The sequence below is a fragment of the Alterirhizorhabdus solaris genome (assembly GCF_007785815.1).
Taxonomy (GTDB): Bacteria; Pseudomonadota; Alphaproteobacteria; order Sphingomonadales; family Sphingomonadaceae; genus Alterirhizorhabdus; species Alterirhizorhabdus solaris.
Genome location: NZ_VNIM01000087.1, coordinates 1 through 16,543, shown reverse-complemented (window position 1 = coordinate 16,543; position 16,543 = coordinate 1). Strand labels below are relative to the sequence as shown.

General features: G+C 63.3%; 19 protein-coding genes and 2 pseudogenes. 16 read left to right on the top strand and 5 right to left on the bottom strand.

Going from position 1 to position 16,543, the window contains the following annotated elements; translation table 11 throughout:
- A partial coding sequence (locus FOY91_RS22080; RefSeq protein WP_203234612.1) for a hypothetical protein occupies positions 1-288 on the bottom strand: 288 nt, incomplete at its 3' end.
- A gap of 84 nt (positions 289-372) precedes the next feature.
- On the opposite strand from FOY91_RS22080, the gene FOY91_RS22075 reads away from it, so the two are divergent.
- From FOY91_RS22075 to FOY91_RS16800, 9 genes are all read left to right on the top strand, one after another.
- Positions 373-1,437 (top strand): hypothetical protein, encoded by a 1,065-nt coding sequence (locus tag FOY91_RS22075; protein ID WP_203234611.1) that lies wholly within the window; start codon positions 373-375, stop codon positions 1,435-1,437.
- Between the two features lie 156 nt (positions 1,438-1,593).
- Positions 1,594-1,767 carry a hypothetical protein gene (locus FOY91_RS22070; protein ID WP_203234610.1) on the top strand — a complete coding sequence of 58 codons (174 nt, stop codon included), beginning with the start codon at positions 1,594-1,596 and terminating at the stop codon, positions 1,765-1,767.
- A gap of 85 nt (positions 1,768-1,852) precedes the next feature.
- Positions 1,853-2,212 (top strand): DUF3768 domain-containing protein, encoded by a 360-nt coding sequence (locus tag FOY91_RS16830; protein WP_145154461.1) that lies wholly within the window; start codon positions 1,853-1,855, stop codon positions 2,210-2,212.
- 476 nt (positions 2,213-2,688) lie between these two features.
- A complete protein-coding gene (locus tag FOY91_RS16825; protein ID WP_145154459.1) occupies positions 2,689-3,615 on the top strand; it encodes a DNA/RNA non-specific endonuclease in 927 nt (308 codons plus the stop codon).
- 273 nt (positions 3,616-3,888) lie between these two features.
- Complete coding sequence (locus tag FOY91_RS16820; protein ID WP_145154457.1) at positions 3,889-4,905, top strand: hypothetical protein; 1,017 nt, start codon at positions 3,889-3,891, stop codon at positions 4,903-4,905.
- Positions 4,906-4,915: 10 nt separating this feature from the next.
- Complete coding sequence (locus FOY91_RS16815) at positions 4,916-5,464, top strand: hypothetical protein (RefSeq protein WP_145154455.1); 549 nt, start codon at positions 4,916-4,918, stop codon at positions 5,462-5,464.
- Positions 5,465-5,483: 19 nt separating this feature from the next.
- Positions 5,484-6,563: a M4 family metallopeptidase gene (locus FOY91_RS16810; protein ID WP_145154453.1), complete on the top strand. Its 1,080-nt coding sequence runs from the start codon at positions 5,484-5,486 to the stop codon at positions 6,561-6,563.
- Positions 6,563-6,913, top strand: a complete 351-nt coding sequence (locus FOY91_RS16805) for a protealysin inhibitor emfourin (RefSeq protein WP_145154451.1) — start codon at positions 6,563-6,565, stop codon at positions 6,911-6,913. Before FOY91_RS16810 ends, FOY91_RS16805 begins: the two co-directional genes overlap by 1 nt.
- A gap of 339 nt (positions 6,914-7,252) precedes the next feature.
- Positions 7,253-7,447 (top strand): hypothetical protein, encoded by a 195-nt coding sequence (locus tag FOY91_RS16800; RefSeq protein ID WP_145154449.1) that lies wholly within the window; start codon positions 7,253-7,255, stop codon positions 7,445-7,447.
- A gap of 17 nt (positions 7,448-7,464) precedes the next feature.
- Here the strand turns inward: FOY91_RS16800 and FOY91_RS16795 are convergent, their stop codons facing one another.
- Positions 7,465-7,929 (bottom strand): hypothetical protein, encoded by a 465-nt coding sequence (locus FOY91_RS16795; RefSeq protein ID WP_145154447.1) that lies wholly within the window; start codon positions 7,927-7,929, stop codon positions 7,465-7,467.
- A 290-nt stretch (positions 7,930-8,219) separates the two neighbouring features.
- On the opposite strand from FOY91_RS16795, the gene FOY91_RS21760 reads away from it, so the two are divergent.
- Complete coding sequence (locus FOY91_RS21760; RefSeq protein ID WP_162527260.1) at positions 8,220-8,684, top strand: hypothetical protein; 465 nt, start codon at positions 8,220-8,222, stop codon at positions 8,682-8,684.
- A 56-nt stretch (positions 8,685-8,740) separates the two neighbouring features.
- Here the strand turns inward: FOY91_RS21760 and FOY91_RS16790 are convergent.
- Positions 8,741-8,827 (bottom strand): annotated as a pseudogene (locus FOY91_RS16790) (transposase domain-containing protein); the annotation flags it as partial.
- 368 nt (positions 8,828-9,195) lie between these two features.
- A pseudogene (locus FOY91_RS22860) lies at positions 9,196-10,131 on the bottom strand (IS5 family transposase); the annotation flags it as partial.
- 223 nt (positions 10,132-10,354) lie between these two features.
- Between FOY91_RS22860 and FOY91_RS16775 the strand changes: the two are divergent.
- The gene (locus FOY91_RS16775) at positions 10,355-11,512 is read left to right on the top strand and encodes a hypothetical protein (RefSeq protein WP_145154445.1); all 1,158 of its coding nucleotides are present in this window, start codon (positions 10,355-10,357) and stop codon (positions 11,510-11,512) included.
- Positions 11,513-11,535: 23 nt separating this feature from the next.
- Here the strand turns inward: FOY91_RS16775 and FOY91_RS16770 are convergent, their stop codons facing one another.
- Positions 11,536-12,228, bottom strand: coding sequence for a helix-turn-helix domain-containing protein (locus FOY91_RS16770; protein ID WP_145154444.1), 693 nt, complete (start codon positions 12,226-12,228; stop codon positions 11,536-11,538).
- Between the two features lie 450 nt (positions 12,229-12,678).
- Between FOY91_RS16770 and FOY91_RS16765 the strand changes: the two genes are divergently transcribed.
- The 5 genes from FOY91_RS16765 to FOY91_RS16745 all read left to right on the top strand — a co-directional run.
- A complete protein-coding gene (locus FOY91_RS16765; RefSeq protein ID WP_145154442.1) occupies positions 12,679-12,867 on the top strand; it encodes a hypothetical protein in 189 nt (62 codons plus the stop codon).
- A complete protein-coding gene (locus FOY91_RS16760) occupies positions 12,864-13,718 on the top strand; it encodes a hypothetical protein (RefSeq protein WP_145154440.1) in 855 nt (284 codons plus the stop codon). The genes FOY91_RS16765 and FOY91_RS16760 overlap by 4 nt, the downstream gene beginning before the upstream one ends.
- Positions 13,719-13,735: 17 nt before the next feature.
- Entirely contained in the window at positions 13,736-14,164 is a 429-nt protein-coding gene (locus FOY91_RS16755; protein ID WP_145154438.1) for a hypothetical protein, read from the top strand.
- Between the two features lie 807 nt (positions 14,165-14,971).
- Positions 14,972-15,430 carry a DUF736 domain-containing protein gene (locus tag FOY91_RS16750; protein WP_145154436.1) on the top strand — a complete coding sequence of 153 codons (459 nt, stop codon included), beginning with the start codon at positions 14,972-14,974 and terminating at the stop codon, positions 15,428-15,430.
- A gap of 80 nt (positions 15,431-15,510) precedes the next feature.
- A partial coding sequence (locus FOY91_RS16745) for a DUF2493 domain-containing protein (RefSeq protein WP_145154434.1) occupies positions 15,511-16,543 on the top strand: 1,033 nt, incomplete at its 3' end.

Below are 16,543 nucleotides of genomic sequence, written 5' to 3'. Positions count from 1 at the left end.
CGCAATAGTGGATTTTTGTTTTTTTTTTTTCAAGCAAAAGCCGGCATACGAGATCCGGAGATGTCTGGGGGGCTGGGAGATGTTTAAAAGAGACTGCCCCCCGCCACCATCGCCACCAGCGTCGCGCCCGAGACCATCTCCAAGGTCGGTCGTCTGTTCAACGGCTCGGCCACCGACGTCCTCAACGAGCTGCTTCAGAATGCGCGCCGTGCCGGCGCGAGCCGCATCGTCGTCACGACCAGCGGCAATCCCGGCGACCGCCTGCTCCACATCGTCGACGATGGCCACGGCATCGCCGATCCCGCCTCGATCGTCACACTGGGCCGCTCCGGTTGGTCCGACGAGACCCGCCGCCGCGAGGATCCTGCCGGCATGGGCGTGTTCAGCCTCGCCGGTCGCGATGTCATCATCCGCTCCTTCTCGCGTCCCGAGCTTCAGGGCTGGATGGCGCACATTCCGGCCGCGGCGTGGGAAAGCAGCCGGCCGATCACCATCTCGCCCGACCCGATCACTCGTGGCACCGCGATCGCCATCCGCATGTCCGATGCCTGGGCGCAGACGCTCGATCAGGATCTGGCGAAAGTGGCCAAGCACTACACGCTGCCGGTGACACTCGACGGCGCCGAGCTGCCGCGTCAGGCGTGGCTGGCCGAGGCCGTCCACGTCGAGGACTGGAACGGCAGCCGCATCGGTGTCTACCGCGGCACCGCCTCGCACAGCTCGGGCAACGAGCCACGGCTGAACTTCCACGGTATCACCATTCCGTGCCGGCTGCCGTCGATCAGCGAGGTCGGTCGCGGGCATCACTGGCATGTCCGCGTCAACATCATCGACACGCCCGACATCCAGCTGGTCCTGCCGGCCCGCAAGGAAGCCGTGCAGAACGCCGCCCTGGACGCGCTGGGCGTTGCGGCGCAGATTGCGATCTTCCACGCGATCGCGGCCGAGCCCTCGCATCGCCTGAGCTATGCCAACTGGTGCGACGCCCGCGATTTCGGCATCGTGCTGCCCGAGGCCGATGCCTGGCTACGCCAGTGGGTCGCCGGACACGCCGACCGACATGCCAATTACGACAGCGGCACCCGCTTCACCGGCGCCGGCATGGTCATCATGCCCGACATCAAGCCGATCGTCGCGCAGCCGGCGGCGATCGCGATCGCGGCGCACTCGCCGTTCGGTGGGCCGCTGGTCGAGCAGGAGCCGCGCTTCATCGGCTATGGCTGGTACGATACGCTCGCCCGTGTCGCGCGCCTCGACTTCACCATCGAGCAGAACGGCCTGACCTTCACCGTCTCGGATGAGGCGGATGCGCCTGAAGGAGCCGTCGACGGCTATTGCGACACGATCATGCTTTCGGCCACGGTCGCGCACGACGGATCACTGGTCGAGGTGTCCTGTGACGCCGAGCTGGCGTTCGGCTCGTCAGAGGGCTGGTAGGACGCGGCCGAGGAAGGCGCAATCTACATCCGCCGGGGCAGCGCCCTCACACCGGCGACGGTCGCGGACATCTTCGAGCGCGCCGCCTTCGACCCGAGCGATGATGCCGAAGCGGACAGCACCGACACTCAGCGCGAGCATTTCGGCCGCACGGTAATGACCCGCGTGATCGAGGCCATGGAAGGCGGCGACGCTGCACTGGAGAATCAGATCCGGTCGCTTCTCAACTCGCATAGCTGGATAGTGCCGGAAGACCGCACGGTAACCGTCATCATGACCCGCGCCGGCCTTGCTGTCGCGATCGCCGACCGCACGCCCGAGGCCGCGTAGCATGGCCACGATGCGCCCGCCCGTCGGCGTTCCCCGCCAGGCTCAATCGCTGATCGCAGCTTGAGCCCTATCAATGGAGAATATCATGCCTGTCACGGCCACTTCGCGCGACGAAACCATTGCCATACTCAACGACCGCTGCCGGCTCGGCCTCGATCGGACCGCCCGCATTCTCATCACGCGCAGCTGCCTTGGCACGTTCGCCAACGGCTCGATGGCCGATGGCCTGATCGCGCAGGCGCAGCTGATGGCTGCGGCGCGTCGACACGACTTTGCCGAGGCCGACGCAATGGTCCGCGACCGGGGACAGTTCGAGTTTCGCGGCGCAACCGTCTTTTTCAAGATCGACTACTACGATCTCGCGCTCGACTACGGCTCGGAAAACCCGGCCGATGCCGGCGTCACGACCCGCGTACTGACGATCATGCTCCGCGAGGACTTGTGAGCATGTCGCTCGACCTTCTCCTGCCGCTCGGCCCCGCCCCGGTGAACCGGACGTGGGAAGCGGAGAAGGCAGGCTGGCGCTCTTTCATGGGCAACGACACGCCCAGCGGTCAACGTGGCTCCAGACTGCGTGCCGCGTGGCAGCGAGGGTAGGACGCGGCGTCCCGCAGCAGCGATCCACAGGGACTGATGCTTTAACTAGGCCAGGCTGTGAGATGTGCAGTCATGCTAGCGCTACGGCCTGAATCGGGTATTCCCCCGTGCCGACCGAGGCAACCTGTTGGCCAAGGAGCGAAACTAGCATCATATGCTTGCCCTTGGTCGGACCGCACCTAACCTAAAAGCGCCACGCCTCGATGAAACCCGAATGCCGTTTTGCGCCCCTATGAAGATGATCCAGACCCACCCGGACGTACTCATGGTTGAACGACTACGCCGCGAGCGAGCCCGGCGTGAAATCATCGGAGGAGCCCCATCATGATCGACCTGTCCTACCGACCGCATCTGGACGATCTGCGTCCGATTGCAGCGACCAACGAAGCCTTGATCCCGTTCGATGCCGAAGGCGTCCGAACATCGTCCGCGACGTCGTTCGGAAACAGGCAGGGATACCGGGCCAACCATCTGGGCGCATTTGTCGTACCGCTGCCTGACACGTCCGCGATCGCGGACGATGTTCTGCCCGTCCCCGGTAATGCCGATGCACGGCTCGATTACGAGCACTTCTCCATCGTCATGTCCAAGAGCCGGCGCCTGGCGCTGTTCACCGGCGTGAATATCGATGGCAGCGCCAGCGTCTCGGTGTCGCGGGGCGGTGACCCATGGGCGTTCGACGGGCGCATCCCGGAAGACGCCCAGGCGGGTGACGAGCTTTATGCCGACAACGACTTCGACCGCGGACACCTGGTCCGTCGTGAGGATCCCAACTGGGGTCCGACTGCCACCGTCGCCAATCGCGACACTTTCCATTTCACCAACTGCGCGCCGCAGCTTTCGGTCTTCAACCAGCGGATATGGTTGGGCCTCGAGGATTTCATCCTCGTCAACACGCGCCGCGTGCGCGAGCGCGCAACCGTGTTCACCGGGCCGGTCTTTCGCGAAACAGACCCCGTCTACCGCGGCGTCGCGATCCCGCTCGCCTACTGGAAGGTCGTGGCGTTCGTCCATGACGACGGTCGCCCCTCCGCTTCTGCCTACCTGATCGATCACGACGTCGATCTGGACGCCCAATCGCTCCTGTTCGGTGCCTTCAAGACCTATCAGCGCTCTGTGCTCACGATCGAAGGGCTGACGAACCTCGACTTCGGCGAATTGCATCAGTTCGACGGGTTCTCGAACGAGGAAGACGCAACCGGCCAAGTCGTGCGCCGCAAGATCACCGAGGCCGAGGACATCCGACTTTAGCCGCGAAGAAAAGGCGCTGTCCTACAGAGAACATTTATGGAACATGGGCCGTCGGCTTAACGTGGGAGTCGGGAAATGGCCGACATGATCGACGGCCCGATGCTGGTTGGCATCGCGGCACTCATAACCAGTGTCGTCAATAGCATCATTGCGCTCCGGCCGCCTGCGCGGCCGTCCGGTACTCGACGCACGCCGAGGATCCCCAGGCGAAGAAAGGGGAGGGAGGATCGCAGATTACGGGCATGATGCCCGAGAGGCCAAAGGGAGATCGCCATGCGTCATCGCACCGTGTCCTGTCTAACCGCGGCTGTTGCCGCGCTGCTGGGGGGATGCGCCACAAACGCAGTCCGGCTCGAGACTGCAGGAACCGTCCAGACCCGAAGCCGCGAAGCCGTCACCGCCGCCTCGACCTACTTCGACACGATCGAGCAACGGCGTCGCGCCGCGGCTGCGGCACTGGTCGCGAGTGATCCCAGCTGTCTGCCCGCGACGCCGCTCCGCATCCAGGTGCCGATCGCCTCGACGGCCGGGGCGGCGCCACTCTGCCTTGCCGATGAAGCGCGAGCGCCAGGCTATACGACGTTCGAGGTCGATATCGGCAGCACCCCGCGAACGGTGCTGGAACCCCGCATCGCGCTCCTTGCTGCGATCAGCGACTATGCCGATGCAATTGCCTCGATCCTTGAGGCACCCAAGACCGACGTGTCGGCCGAGATCACCGCCTTTGCCGATCAGGCGGACCGCCTTGCCCGGTTCAGCAACTTCGCTGCCGGCACCGACCTCCCGAACGTCAACGCTGCGATCGCCAGCGAGCAGGGGCAGAGCCTCGTTGCCTTGATCGCGTTCGCGAGCGACCTGGCCCGGGAGGCGCGGCAGACCCGCGACGTGCGCGCGTTGGTGATCGAACGCGGCGCCGTCGTCGATCGGGCGATCGCCTCGTTGTCTGTGCAGGTCTCGACCTGGGGCAGGGGGGCAGCACGCAACGCCGATGACCTTTACGGCAACGCGTTGTTCCGCACCTATATCCGCAATCGCGCGAACCTGTCGGCAGACCAGCGCGAGCACCTCGCCACGCGCGTGTTCGCCGCCCGTGAGGGGGCAAAGCAGGGACCGGCACGCGCAGCCCAGGTGGCAGAAGCCATCGATCTTGCGGCCAAGGCCCAGACCGCGCTCCGCGACGCCATGGCAGGCCGTCTGACGCCTCAGCAGCGCCGCGCTGTGGCGCGCCTCAACATCGACCGTATCACCCGCGCGCTCGGCCTCATCGCGTCGATGGCAACCCCCGCCTGAGGAGGATCCTATGACCACCTTCGGCGCGGCACTCACGCCTGGAGATGCCGCGATCTCGCGATACGCGACCGCTGTTAAACGTGTTGTTGCCGCGCTGGAGGGCGAGACCACGTCGCCGATACGACTGGCGCTGCGCGGCACGCTTCGGCTGCGGAGCACGTCAGCTCCGGCCTCGGTTCGCGGCGGTCGCCGACCGGCGCCCGTACCCGAACCCTATTATGCCAGCCTGGTGAAGTTGTTCCCGGTTGAGGCGGTGACGCTCTATCCACTCGCTCTCGGCATTGCCGGCAGCGACGTTGTCATTCGCCTGATCCTGATCGGCATCATTACCCTTTTCGTCGTCGCGCTGCGCTGGTTCGGGACACAGGAGGAGAGTGGGGGGGAGGCTGATGTGCTGGCGATCGCCGTCTCGGTCATCTCGTTCGAGCTCTACGCGGCCTCGTTGGGTGGCTTCGGTTACCTTCCGGGTGGTCCCGAACAGACCCGCCAGTTCCTCGCCTTCATCACCATCATGTGGGTCGCGCTCGTACCGTTCGTGCTACGCCGTGCCCGTCGCTGATCCCCAAGGAGATACGATCATGTGCGCCTCCACCCATCGGCATTCGCTTCACTGCATCCTGCCGCCCTACATCCTGTCGCAGATCGCCGAGAACGGCTCTCCCGAGCTGCGTGCGATAGCGATGCACAGCCTGCTGATCGACCCGACGATCCGCATCGTGCGGGCAAGCACGGCCGGTCCTGTCACCGGTACGATCGCGCGACGACGTTCCGCGGCAGGCAACGTGCTGACCCCGAGTCCGTTACGGACCATCCGCGACGCCGGGGGCGAACCCGAGGCACCCGGCCCCATTGTCGTCCGGCGGGAAGGGCAGGGACCGACCGGCGATGTCGCGGTCGACGAGGCCTATGACGGCCTTGGCGCCACCTTCGACCTTTTCTGGGAAGCCTATCAGCGCAATTCGATCGACGATGCCGGCCTGCCGCTCGATGCCACGGTTCATTACGACCGGGACTATGACAACGCCTTCTGGGACGGGACGCAGATGGTGTTCGGTGACGGTGACGGCGAGCTGTTCAACCGTTTCACGATCGCGCTCGATGTCATCGGTCACGAGCTGACCCACGGCGTCACCGAGAAGGAAGCGGGCCTCGTCTACTTCAACCAGTCGGGCGCGCTTAACGAGAGCATCTCCGACGTGTTCGGCAGCCTTGTGAAGCAGAGGCTGCTCGGCCAGACCGCCGACCAGGCCGACTGGCTGATCGGCGCGGGCCTGCTCACATCCGCGGTGAACGGCGTCGCGCTGCGGTCGATGAAGGAGCCCGGGACCGCTTATGACGACCCGGTCCTCGGCAAGGACCCTCAACCTGGTCACATGGACGATTTCGTCCGCACCAATCAGGACAATGGTGGGGTCCATATCAACTCCGGCATCCCCAACCGGGCGTTCTATCTGTCCGCGACGGCGATCGGCGGAAACGCATGGGACCAGGCCGGCCGGATCTGGTACAACACGCTGCTGGACCCCAATACCAGGGCCAACACGGACTTCGCCGGCTTTGCCCGCGTCACCATCGACGTCGCGGGGCGTTTGCACGGCACGGAAAGCGCCGAGGCGACAGCTGTCGCCGAGGCGTGGACAGCGGTTGGAGTGATCTGATGCAGACGGGCAAGGCATGCAGCGAGGCGATCACGGGCGAGGTTCGGGTGCGGATCGAGGGCGGCCTTGCCCATTTTCCCGGACTGGCAAAGGAGCAAACCGTCTCCTTCAACGATCTCGGTCTGCCAGAGCGTGAAGAGCTGACCAGCCTTGCCGATAAGGCTGACTTCTTCGGGTGCACGCCGGCGAACGAGACGGCGAGGCCGGACGCGCGCACTTATACCGTCGGGCTGACGATCGACGGTCGCAGCCGCGAGATCCGTGTCGCTGAGCCGATCCGCGATCCGGCACTCGCCAGGCTCGTGTCGGTCGTTCGGCGCTTGAGCAAGCAACAGGCCGTTGCTCGATAAGCACCGCTCGAGAGCGATACGGCTTGGCCTTGAGCATCGAACATCTAAGTCTGATAATATATGTTATGTAAAATCAATGACTTAGCGAGTTATCTCTAGCTGACTTTTCATCCGCTGTCACGAAAACGGGGTCGGAACCGTAGCAGCGGTTCCGACCCCGTCGATCGAAGAGACCTCCGCCGGAGCGGGGATCAGGCCCTATGAACGCCCTCGCGCTCATTTCGGGTCCGATCCCTCGATATACCGGAACGCTTCCTTTTCCATGAACGGCGCTTCTCGCCACAACATCAGCCTGAACGGCACATCACCCGAAGGACACCACCCCGAAGGGACAATCCAATGACCATCATTTCATTCTCGGCCCGTCGCACCCGTCTCGCATCGTTCGAGAATGCCTACGCCGTCGCCGTCCAGCTTCGCGAAACCACCGGCGTCGACCAGTTCGTGGTCCGCACAGACAATCCCATCCAGCCCTTCCGCGTCTCACGTCATCAGCCGCGACACCCGGAGACCGTCCTCGCCCTGGTCGCCTGACCAGCGCGACCCGCGCCTCAGCGGCGCTCGGTGACCTTCGTCATCAGCTCGGCCGCCGACTTGCCCTCACGGCCTTCCGCCGAAGTCCAGTAGCGATCGTTCACGCCGGCATCGCGCACCGCATTCGCCATCTGCGCGCGCTGATACACCACCATCTTCAGCCAGCGCAGGTCCGAGACGGCCTGATCGAGCGAACACTCGTGCAGCAGGTGCCACAGCCGCATCTGGAACGGGCGCTGCTCCTCCAGGATCGCCTCCATCGCCAGATAGCCCTCGCCGTGCCGCCTGCCCTTCTCCTCGTCGTCCGCCAGCTGCGCAAACGCCTCCTCCATCTCGCTCACAGCGAAATAGGCCGTCGACAGGCACACGCCCACCGTCGCACCCGCCAGCACCCGCCGATCAGGCGACATCCCGCGGTCGTTCATCGCATCCAGCAGCGGCAGATCGTAATCATACCGCTCAAGCACTTCGGCAATCTTCATGGTGTCCTCCTTCGACAGAGACGCCCCCTTGAACATAACGTGAACGATGTGCGCAAGTGCAAACTTGCTTCCAGTACCCCTGGATAGAAAAGGGCGTCCTCGGCGGTACAGCGATGGGGAGCACGCAGCGGTGCTGCCGCAGCGCGCCGAGCGTGGTCGTCTAGAATCTCGATTAGCCTCACTCATGGCTGGCGCAAGTCAATCCGCAAGGCAACGTAAGCGTCCGGTCAGGACCGTGCAGCCTGAAAATCTACCGTTTGGCTATCGCCCAGTTGCAGACGCTCTTTGCCATGGCTACGATCGACGTCATTATGAAGCGTCAATTGATGTGCCTCGTCAGCGTTTTGACGCTATTTGCTACGGCTCCTTCGACGGCTTTAGCGCACGAACAAAAGGTCATTTACTCAGGAGATGGTTGGAAGCTTAGAGTAACGGAAGACCACGCCGAGTATACTATTCGGTCAAAGCTTTACCATGAGAGATGGACTGGAAAACTTATCTCGATGGGCTCTGTGTCAGGCGAGATTCGTCGGCTTGAGGGTGTGTTAAGCCGAACGTATGTCGTGGCAGGTTGTGCTGAAACCCAAGATTTGCCGATACGGTTGGAATTACAGGAAAAGTCCTGTGAAATAGGGTCAGGCTTTTCTCAGCCGATTACTGCGATTATCACTTTTGATACGGAAGACGAGCCACACCCGCAGAAAAATGGATGTGGCCGCAAAATGCCTCCTTCCGCCATCTCCACTGGTAGCTGACCACCGCAATTTATTAGTTGCGAGGGCTGAGCGGTGTCTCGGGTTCTGAGCCGAACCCACGGCAGCAGTTCGTCGAGCCGGTTGACGGGATGACCCTGCCCGATGCGGTCGAGCACGTCGGCGAGCCATTCCTGCGGGTTGACCGGTATCGCGGGTGGTTTTGCTGACGGCCTTGGCTGGAGCAACCAATTCGTCTCCTAGCGCCGCCCAGGTTCTGAATAAGACACCGCCTGGCCTGCAAGGCCGGTATATCACCTCGCCTGAGTTCCCGAACCCGATCTATGTCGTCCCGATCGGTCCACGAGACACGCGAACACCGCGACAGCGCTGCCTCGACGCCGAGATCGCGAAAGTCGGAGGCTCTGCCTCTCCTCTGGCTCAGGCGACCATCGACCTCAAATGCAGCCAGCGTTGAGAAATTTTCCTTTTCGGTTCGTCGCACCCGTCTTGCTTGGTTCGAGAATGCGTCTCGATGGGGCGATGTAATACCAAGTCTCTGAGAACATGACCGATGTGCCCATTGGCGCAGGTCGAGGGGCATGATCCGCCAAGGATGGTCGACGAGGGTGTTCCAGGCAACAGTGGTCGAGGATGTCGGCGTAGGAGCCGAAGACGCGGTTCGAGAGCCAATTGTCGCGCATGAACTGCCAGACGTTCTCGACCGGGTTGAGTTCGGGCGAACGCGGCGGCAGCGGCAGGAGCGTGATGTTGTTGGGTACGACGAGGTCGCGCGAGCCATGCCACCCCGCCTGGTCGAGCAGCAGCACGGCATGGGCGCCGGGCGCTACGGCGGCGGAGACGTGGATCATGGCTTCGGACACGTCGAGGCGCCGCTCGTAATCGCGAACGAGGCGCTTCCATCGGGTCATCCAGCCGAAGGTGCGCTCGACCACCCATCGCCGGGGCAACACCTTGAAGCCGGGGTCCTTGTCGGTGCGGCGGACGATCTCCAGAACGAAGTCGCGATAGGCGGCAGCATCCATGAGGCGGGTGCGGTCGTAGGCGCCGTCGGCGAACAGATGCTTGAGCCAGGGCCATCGCTTCCGGATAACCGCAACGATGGTCCGGGCGCCCGCGCTGTCGGAGATGTCGGCGGTGGTGAGGTTGACCATCAGCAGCCTGCCGTCAGTGTCGACGGCGATGTGGCGCTTGCGGCCGACGACCTTCTTGCCAGCATCGAAACTCCGCTTTTCTGCAGCTGGCGCCTTGACTGGCTATCGACAACGGCGGCGGTCGGACTCTGCTCCCGCCCTTCGCGCTCGCGATCGAGCATCAGCGTGACGTCGTGGATTGTGCGGAACAGCAGCCGGCGCATGAAGCGGCGGAACCACCAGTAGACCGTCTGCCAGGGCGGAAAGTCGTTCGGCAACATCCGCCAGCCGCCGCCCGTCCGGGCAAGGTAGCGCAACGCGTCGAGCACCTCGCGAAGATCGGTTTTCAGCTTGCGCCCGCGCTTCGGCACTGGCGGCAGGAACGGCTGGATGAACCGCCGCTCCCCGTCCGTCAGATCCGTCGGGTAGCGCTTCGCGCGTTGTTCAAATCCAGCCATCCGGCTACGGCTCGCTCGGGTCCACATCCCGAGCTTGAATCACGCCGCAGCCCGAGCTTCAACCCATTCTCAAACGGTCTCTCACCGGACGCTTACCTCAGACATGGTAGAAAGCCATCCAATGAAACTGAGAAACCTTCTCATCATCCTCGCAGTCTTATTGGTTTCCGACATCGCCCCCGCTGCCGGAAACGCGATAGGCAGTCCCCATTCGGAGGACGCTCAGCTTCAAGCATTTCGTGACATGCTGACGGCCCGCTTGAATTCTATCAATCTACCGGGATCAGATATCGAATTCGTTGCACGACCCCTTGTCCCGCCATCGAAGAAGGGCATGCGCTCGAGACCCAAATGCAATAGGAATCACAAGGGCGAAAAGCAACTCAGCGCTCAGCGACTAGCATGGCTCGGGCAGCATCTGTCGGAATTGGCTTCGGAAATGTCCGTTCAGCCCCTGATAGTCGGGTCGCCGGTCAAGCGACATCAGGATCTTCCATTCTCTGCTGATGGCGAGGTTGAGGACAGCAGTCCAATCGCCGCCGCATATGATCGGCTTCGCATGCTGATCGAAAATCCGCATGTTAACGGGCTTCCCAATGCCGAAAATGCCCTGCTTGACAATCAGCGGGTTCGGCGATGGCATCGTCCTTTCAGGCTGGCTGGCACCGGCGATGCAGAAACCGACGAGATTATCGCGGCACAGTTGCGTATCTTGGTCGATGAGCATCCGGGCCTGCCCATAGACAACCAATCCTTCCCCGCGGATCCGGAAACGGCAAACGCATTCTTTTTCGACTCTTCCATCTACAGATGCGTTGACGGCGGGGCATGCCTGCGGAGCACATTGTCGTCACTTCTTGGATCAAGCAGAGCTCTCGATGGTTCCGAGCCTAATTGGCTCCTGCCCCTGCTCATGCTGGGTCAAATCGAAGGCAATGCCTGGGTCAAAGGTCGAAGCGCCTTTCCCATCCCCACGTCGCGCGACAGCAGGAAGGCGGGAGCTTGGATTGCTGTCGATCGTATCGGTGGCATTGAACACGCAACCTGCCAAATTCCGCACGTCCCGATGTCAGGAACGAGTTCGCCCGAAATCGAAAAGGGTGTTCAGATAAAATCCTGCTTGGCAGCGATGCTGGGGGCGTCCGCCTCAAGCCTGAGGGTTACGCTCAATCCAACGGACATAATCGAACCAGATGGTTGCGCAACACCGCACGGATCCGAAATTCCGAACATTCAAGATACCAACATCACGCAATTATATCCTCGGAAGGAGAAATGATTGACGGCATGTTGCATGCTTGATCAAAACTGACTGCTTGTCGGTCCGGTGTAATCGCCCTGTCTGCCCACCGGCAGGAGCCACTGCCGGGTGCCGTCGGGCGGACGGGATCTCAATCGCGCTGCAATCACGCACGAGGCCTGATCCGATGGATCGGCATGAACGTGGCAGACGACTGTGGCACGGGAGGCGCGCGCGGATCGCTGCCAGCTTGGCGGGGAAGTCTTTTTAAAAGCAGGGATTGCGTCGCCATCCTGCGCCTGGTGGTGCGGTCGCGCCGACAGCTTGCGGTAGCCGAGAGCACGAAGCTCGCGGCTCAGCGTCTGCTTGCTGATCGACAAGGCGAACTCGTCCCACACCCACTGCGCCAGATCGATCAAACGCCACCGCACCACGCCGTGTGCTGCCGGGATCGGACCTGCCTCGACGATCTGCGCCAAGGCACGGCGCTGGGCGGCGTCGAGCATCGGGCGGCACCCGGGCGGCTTGCGATCGAGGAGGCCCGCAGGACCCTCGGCGTTGAACCGCACGACCCAGTCGCGCACGATCTGAAGCGTGACACCGCCAAACCGTGCTGCCTCGCTGCGCGTCTTGCCCTCGTAGATCGCCGCTAGCGCCAGCAGCCGCCGCCCCTGCTTCGCGTCGCGGCTCGCCCGAGCCAGCTTCCGTAGCCCCGGCCCGTCAAAATCCGCACGCAACCGCACCGCCGCCGCCATCGCGAACCTCCCACAGCCCGCGATCTTGAATCATGCCAGCCGCCGTTTGGGAATCCCTGCTGTGAGTCAGCCTCTCAGGGACTTGGTATAACCGTTCATTGATCGCAACGAGATGTAGGGCAACACCAGGGGTTCGCCGCCGCCCACCACATCGCCGAGTACTACCACCCGCGAGCTGACCATCAGCTGGATCGCAGACGGCGCCCTGTGGGTACCGCAACGCACCTTCTGGCTGGTCTTCGGCTCCACGGAGGATGCAACCCCTAACCGGGCCTGACATCGGGCACCCTCAACACCGAGCGATCGCCATCCCTGCATCACCTGCACACCGACGCCCATAAGGGCAGCGAGCCGGCGCAGAGCTATGCCTGCGATCGCCAGAGCTGCGTTGGTGAACCCCATTGCATACCGATCGTTTACGACGCACGGGAAAAGGACTATCTTCACAACATGGCATCCATCCTCACGATCGACCAACAGCGAACCGCCGGCTCCGCCGCTCACAAGGTCGGCGGATATGCCGAACTGATCCGCCTCGAGCGGGAACGTCGCGCCGCCAAGGGGCAGGGCCACATCCAGAAAGACACGTCCGGCCGCGTCGTCTTCGCCGGCAAGAGTGCCACCCCACGCGCTAAATGAACCTCACGCTCGGCGTTCTCGCCAGCGTCTTGGCACTCCTCCCCGGCCTCGCCCTCATTGCTGGCTTCAACTTTCGTACGCGGCGAGGCGGAGCACGCCGTCCCGAAATGCAGCTCACCGCCGTCACTGCGTTGGTGCTCGCTGTGTTCTTCTCGATGGTCATCCACGGATTGGCGTACATCGTGGCAGACGGTGCCTTGGCGTTCGTCTTGGCAGTCCATGAGCTAACGGGCGTCAATGCTGGCCGGATCATCGCCAACCCTCTTGGCGCGGGCTTCGCTGCCTGGGGAGGACAGGCATTGCCGATGCGCGAAGGACTGGGGTTGGGCGTCGTCCTCTTCCTGGAGGTTGTGACCGTCGCGAACTTCACATGGTCGCGCTCGTTCGAGCTCTTTCTCGACACCGTCGACTTCAACGGCCAGGGCTGGGTCTTCGAGCATATCACCCGCCCGGCCGAGAACGGCTATACGCCGGTCGGTCACGTCTACACCTCGACCATGAGTGGCCGCTTCGGCATTGCTTACAAGGGCGCCGTCACCGACATCCGTCAGGACGAGAAGGGCCAGATCCTCGCCATCGCCCTCTCCCGCCCCGAACGCTTCCTCTACGAGATCGGACCTTCCGAGAAGTCGACCTTGCCGCCGCGGCCGGCGTGGCGAACCTGGTTCGCGGCTGCAGAAGCGCCTCCCGAGGACACTGGGGTACGTCACCACGCGAAAGAGCCCGCAGGTGGCGTCGTGTCGCTCGATGCCCGCATCATCAGCAACATCGTCGTCCACTGCATCTCGAACGACCTCCTTCAGGAAATCGACGACACGTTGCCTGAGCCTACGGCTGACGGGGTCTCGTGATGCTTACGATCGGATACATGATCGGCCTGCTCGCGCCGTCCGCCTTCCTCCTGATCGCGCTCAAGAGCGTCCTCTCCGACTTTTGGAAGCTGTCGCTTCTGATGGTCGTTCGACCCAGATTGCGAGCTGCAATCGTCATCGCCGCGACAAGCATCATCATCGTCACGATCGGCGCGATCGAGATATTCGGACCGACGCGGGGCGGGGCTGTTCGCTTCACCGTTCTCGCGATCGCCCCGGCTTTGTCATGGCAGGCACTGACGTGGTGGGCGTGGTGGCGGGATGACCGTGCCACCCGGGCCGCCGCCTTGCTGATCGCAATCGCTAATGCCGAGCGTCTCGACGAACCGCCCCCAGCGGGCAACCGATGGCTCCCTTGGGGCAACTACATCTTCGACGTCGAGGTCGCGCGCCGGCGCTCGATCTACGAACCGCCGCCGATCTGAACACACAAACGATCTGGGGGCCACCCCGCCTGGTCGGCGGGGCCGGGCTCTAGTCGGCAAAAGCCTCCCGGAGCCCGCGAAGAGCGGGTCTCCGCCCTTCGGGTGACGATCCCTTGTCCGGGAGCCTAAAACGTCCCCACGGCGCTCCTGACGCCATTATGCGGGTGTATGAGCGCGCGCCGTTCGCCCTGCCCTCTTCTTCCACCTCGCCCACGCCATCTAGGGCACCGCAAGCAGGCTACGCCTGTGGAATCATGCGCAAGGCGCATGATGCGTGCTTTTTGGGCCAATGATCTCATCGCCCCCTTTGCCGTCTCCCAGTGTCCCGTCGTTGCAGATCGGCCCGCCGGGGTCGGCAGCAAAAGGGAATTGCCCGCTGCGCGGACAATGGCTTTGTTTGTTTTAGAGCTGCCTCAACAAGAATACCGGGCCTGCGGCCCTACGGTTTCCACCGCTACGCGGCGGAGCCTCCGTCATTCATTTTGACCCCGGCGAACCGATCCGCGCCTAGCGACCCTGCGAGGACGGCTCCGGGTGCGATGAGATCACAGGCCAGCTGCGCCCAACAGCACAGTAGAAATAGAATTGTCCGCAGGAGCGGACAATGCGTCCTTTGTTTGTTTATTTACGGTCCCTAGTCAGGACCATTTTCTTTGCTCGGACTCACCAGGTACGATAAAATACCGTCAAGAAATCAATGCGCTTCAATACTTGGAGGAGAGGGGATAAAAGGAAGTTGTCGGGAGGGGATAGGCCCCAAGCCCAGACAACAGGGGGACAGGCCCCCGCCAAAACGGAGTAAAGACCATGAACATCGGTTCCTTCAAGTCGGTCAACGGCCAGCTGCTCGGTTCGGTCGCCACCGCCACCATCGACCTTGCCCGCTTGGGCCTCCGCCCGGTCGAGAGCACCAACGAGCGCGCACCCGCCTTCGAGATCATGGTGCTGAACATCGCCAAGCGTTGGGTGCAGATCGGCGCGCTGTGGGAGATGACCAGCAATTCCAGCGGCGAGGTTTTCTATCAAGGGAAGCTGGACGACCCCAGCCTGCCCGAACCGCTCCAGATCATGCTTTTCGGCAACAACGACGAAGGTTTCCGCGTCGTCTGGAACCGCCCCGCCCCGCGCCGCGAAGGACTGGACGGCACCCGCACCGCCCGCGGCCCGCGCAACTCCGATCCGTTCGGCAGCGGCAACGCCACCGAAGATGGCAAGCTGAACGAGACGGACGAGCTGGCCGACGATCAGGTTCCGGCCTTCACCTGACACCAACCCGAGACGGGCGGGGAGAGCGGCTGAAACGCTCCCCCGACCCTAGCCGCCACGGCCTGCCAAAGGATTGCACCATGACCAACGGAACGACCTCCCGCCGCCTTAACAGCCTTTCGGACCTTGGCGAAGCCCTTGGCCTCACCCCCGCCGAGCACAACGCCGAAATCCGCGCCGAGGCGATCGCCGATATGATCCGCGACGACACCACGATCGACGCTTTCCACGCCGCTTTCGATAACGTCGGCGCGCTGTCCATCGTCGAAATGGGCGAACCCGCCAGCGAAATGCACATGCCCGAACCCGCCGAGGCGCAGCACGATTGCGCGGCGATCATGGCAACGGTTTTTGACCTGTTGCGCGATACCCGGCTTGAGACGAGCGCGCAGGCCATCGCATGGGGCTTCGTCAATTCCTTCCACTACGAGGCGCAGAAGCTGGCCCGCGAGGAAGACACCCTCGCCCGCGACCTTGGCGAGCTTGTCCGCCGCCCCGATCCGTCCGAGATTTACGCCGTCGAGGTGGAGGAACTGACCATCCGCGCGCAGACCAAGGCGGAACAGCGCGCCGCCATCGAGTGCATGCGCGACTATGCCGCCGACTGCTATCGTGCACAGACCGGCCGCCCGTGGAGCGCCGCACGCGGCAGTAAGGTTTCCAGCGCCACGACCGCAAGCCAGATCGCCGCCGCCGACTTCCTCAAAGCCCGCGCGCAGGACCACCGCGAGAAGCGCAACCCGACCGGCCCGCTTGTCGTCTTTTCGGGCGGCGCGGAATGGCACGACTGGCAACAGCTTTGGGACCGGCTGGACGCGATCAAGGCGCGCGTGCCGCACATGACGCTTTGCACCACCGCGCAGCGAAAAGGTTGCGACGCCATCGCCGCCGCATGGGCCGCAAGCCGAGGCGTCCCGCTGGTCGCCTTCACCCCGCAAACGTCGCGCTATGGCAAAGCCGCCGGGTTCCGCCGCAACGAGCAACTGGCCGCGCTTAACCCCGTCGAGGCGATCGTTTGCGAAGGATCGGGCCTGCAATCGAACTTGCTTCAGGTGCTGAAAAAGGCGCGCATCGTAACCCACGCTTTCCCGCTTTCCGGTCAAGCCCCCGCCC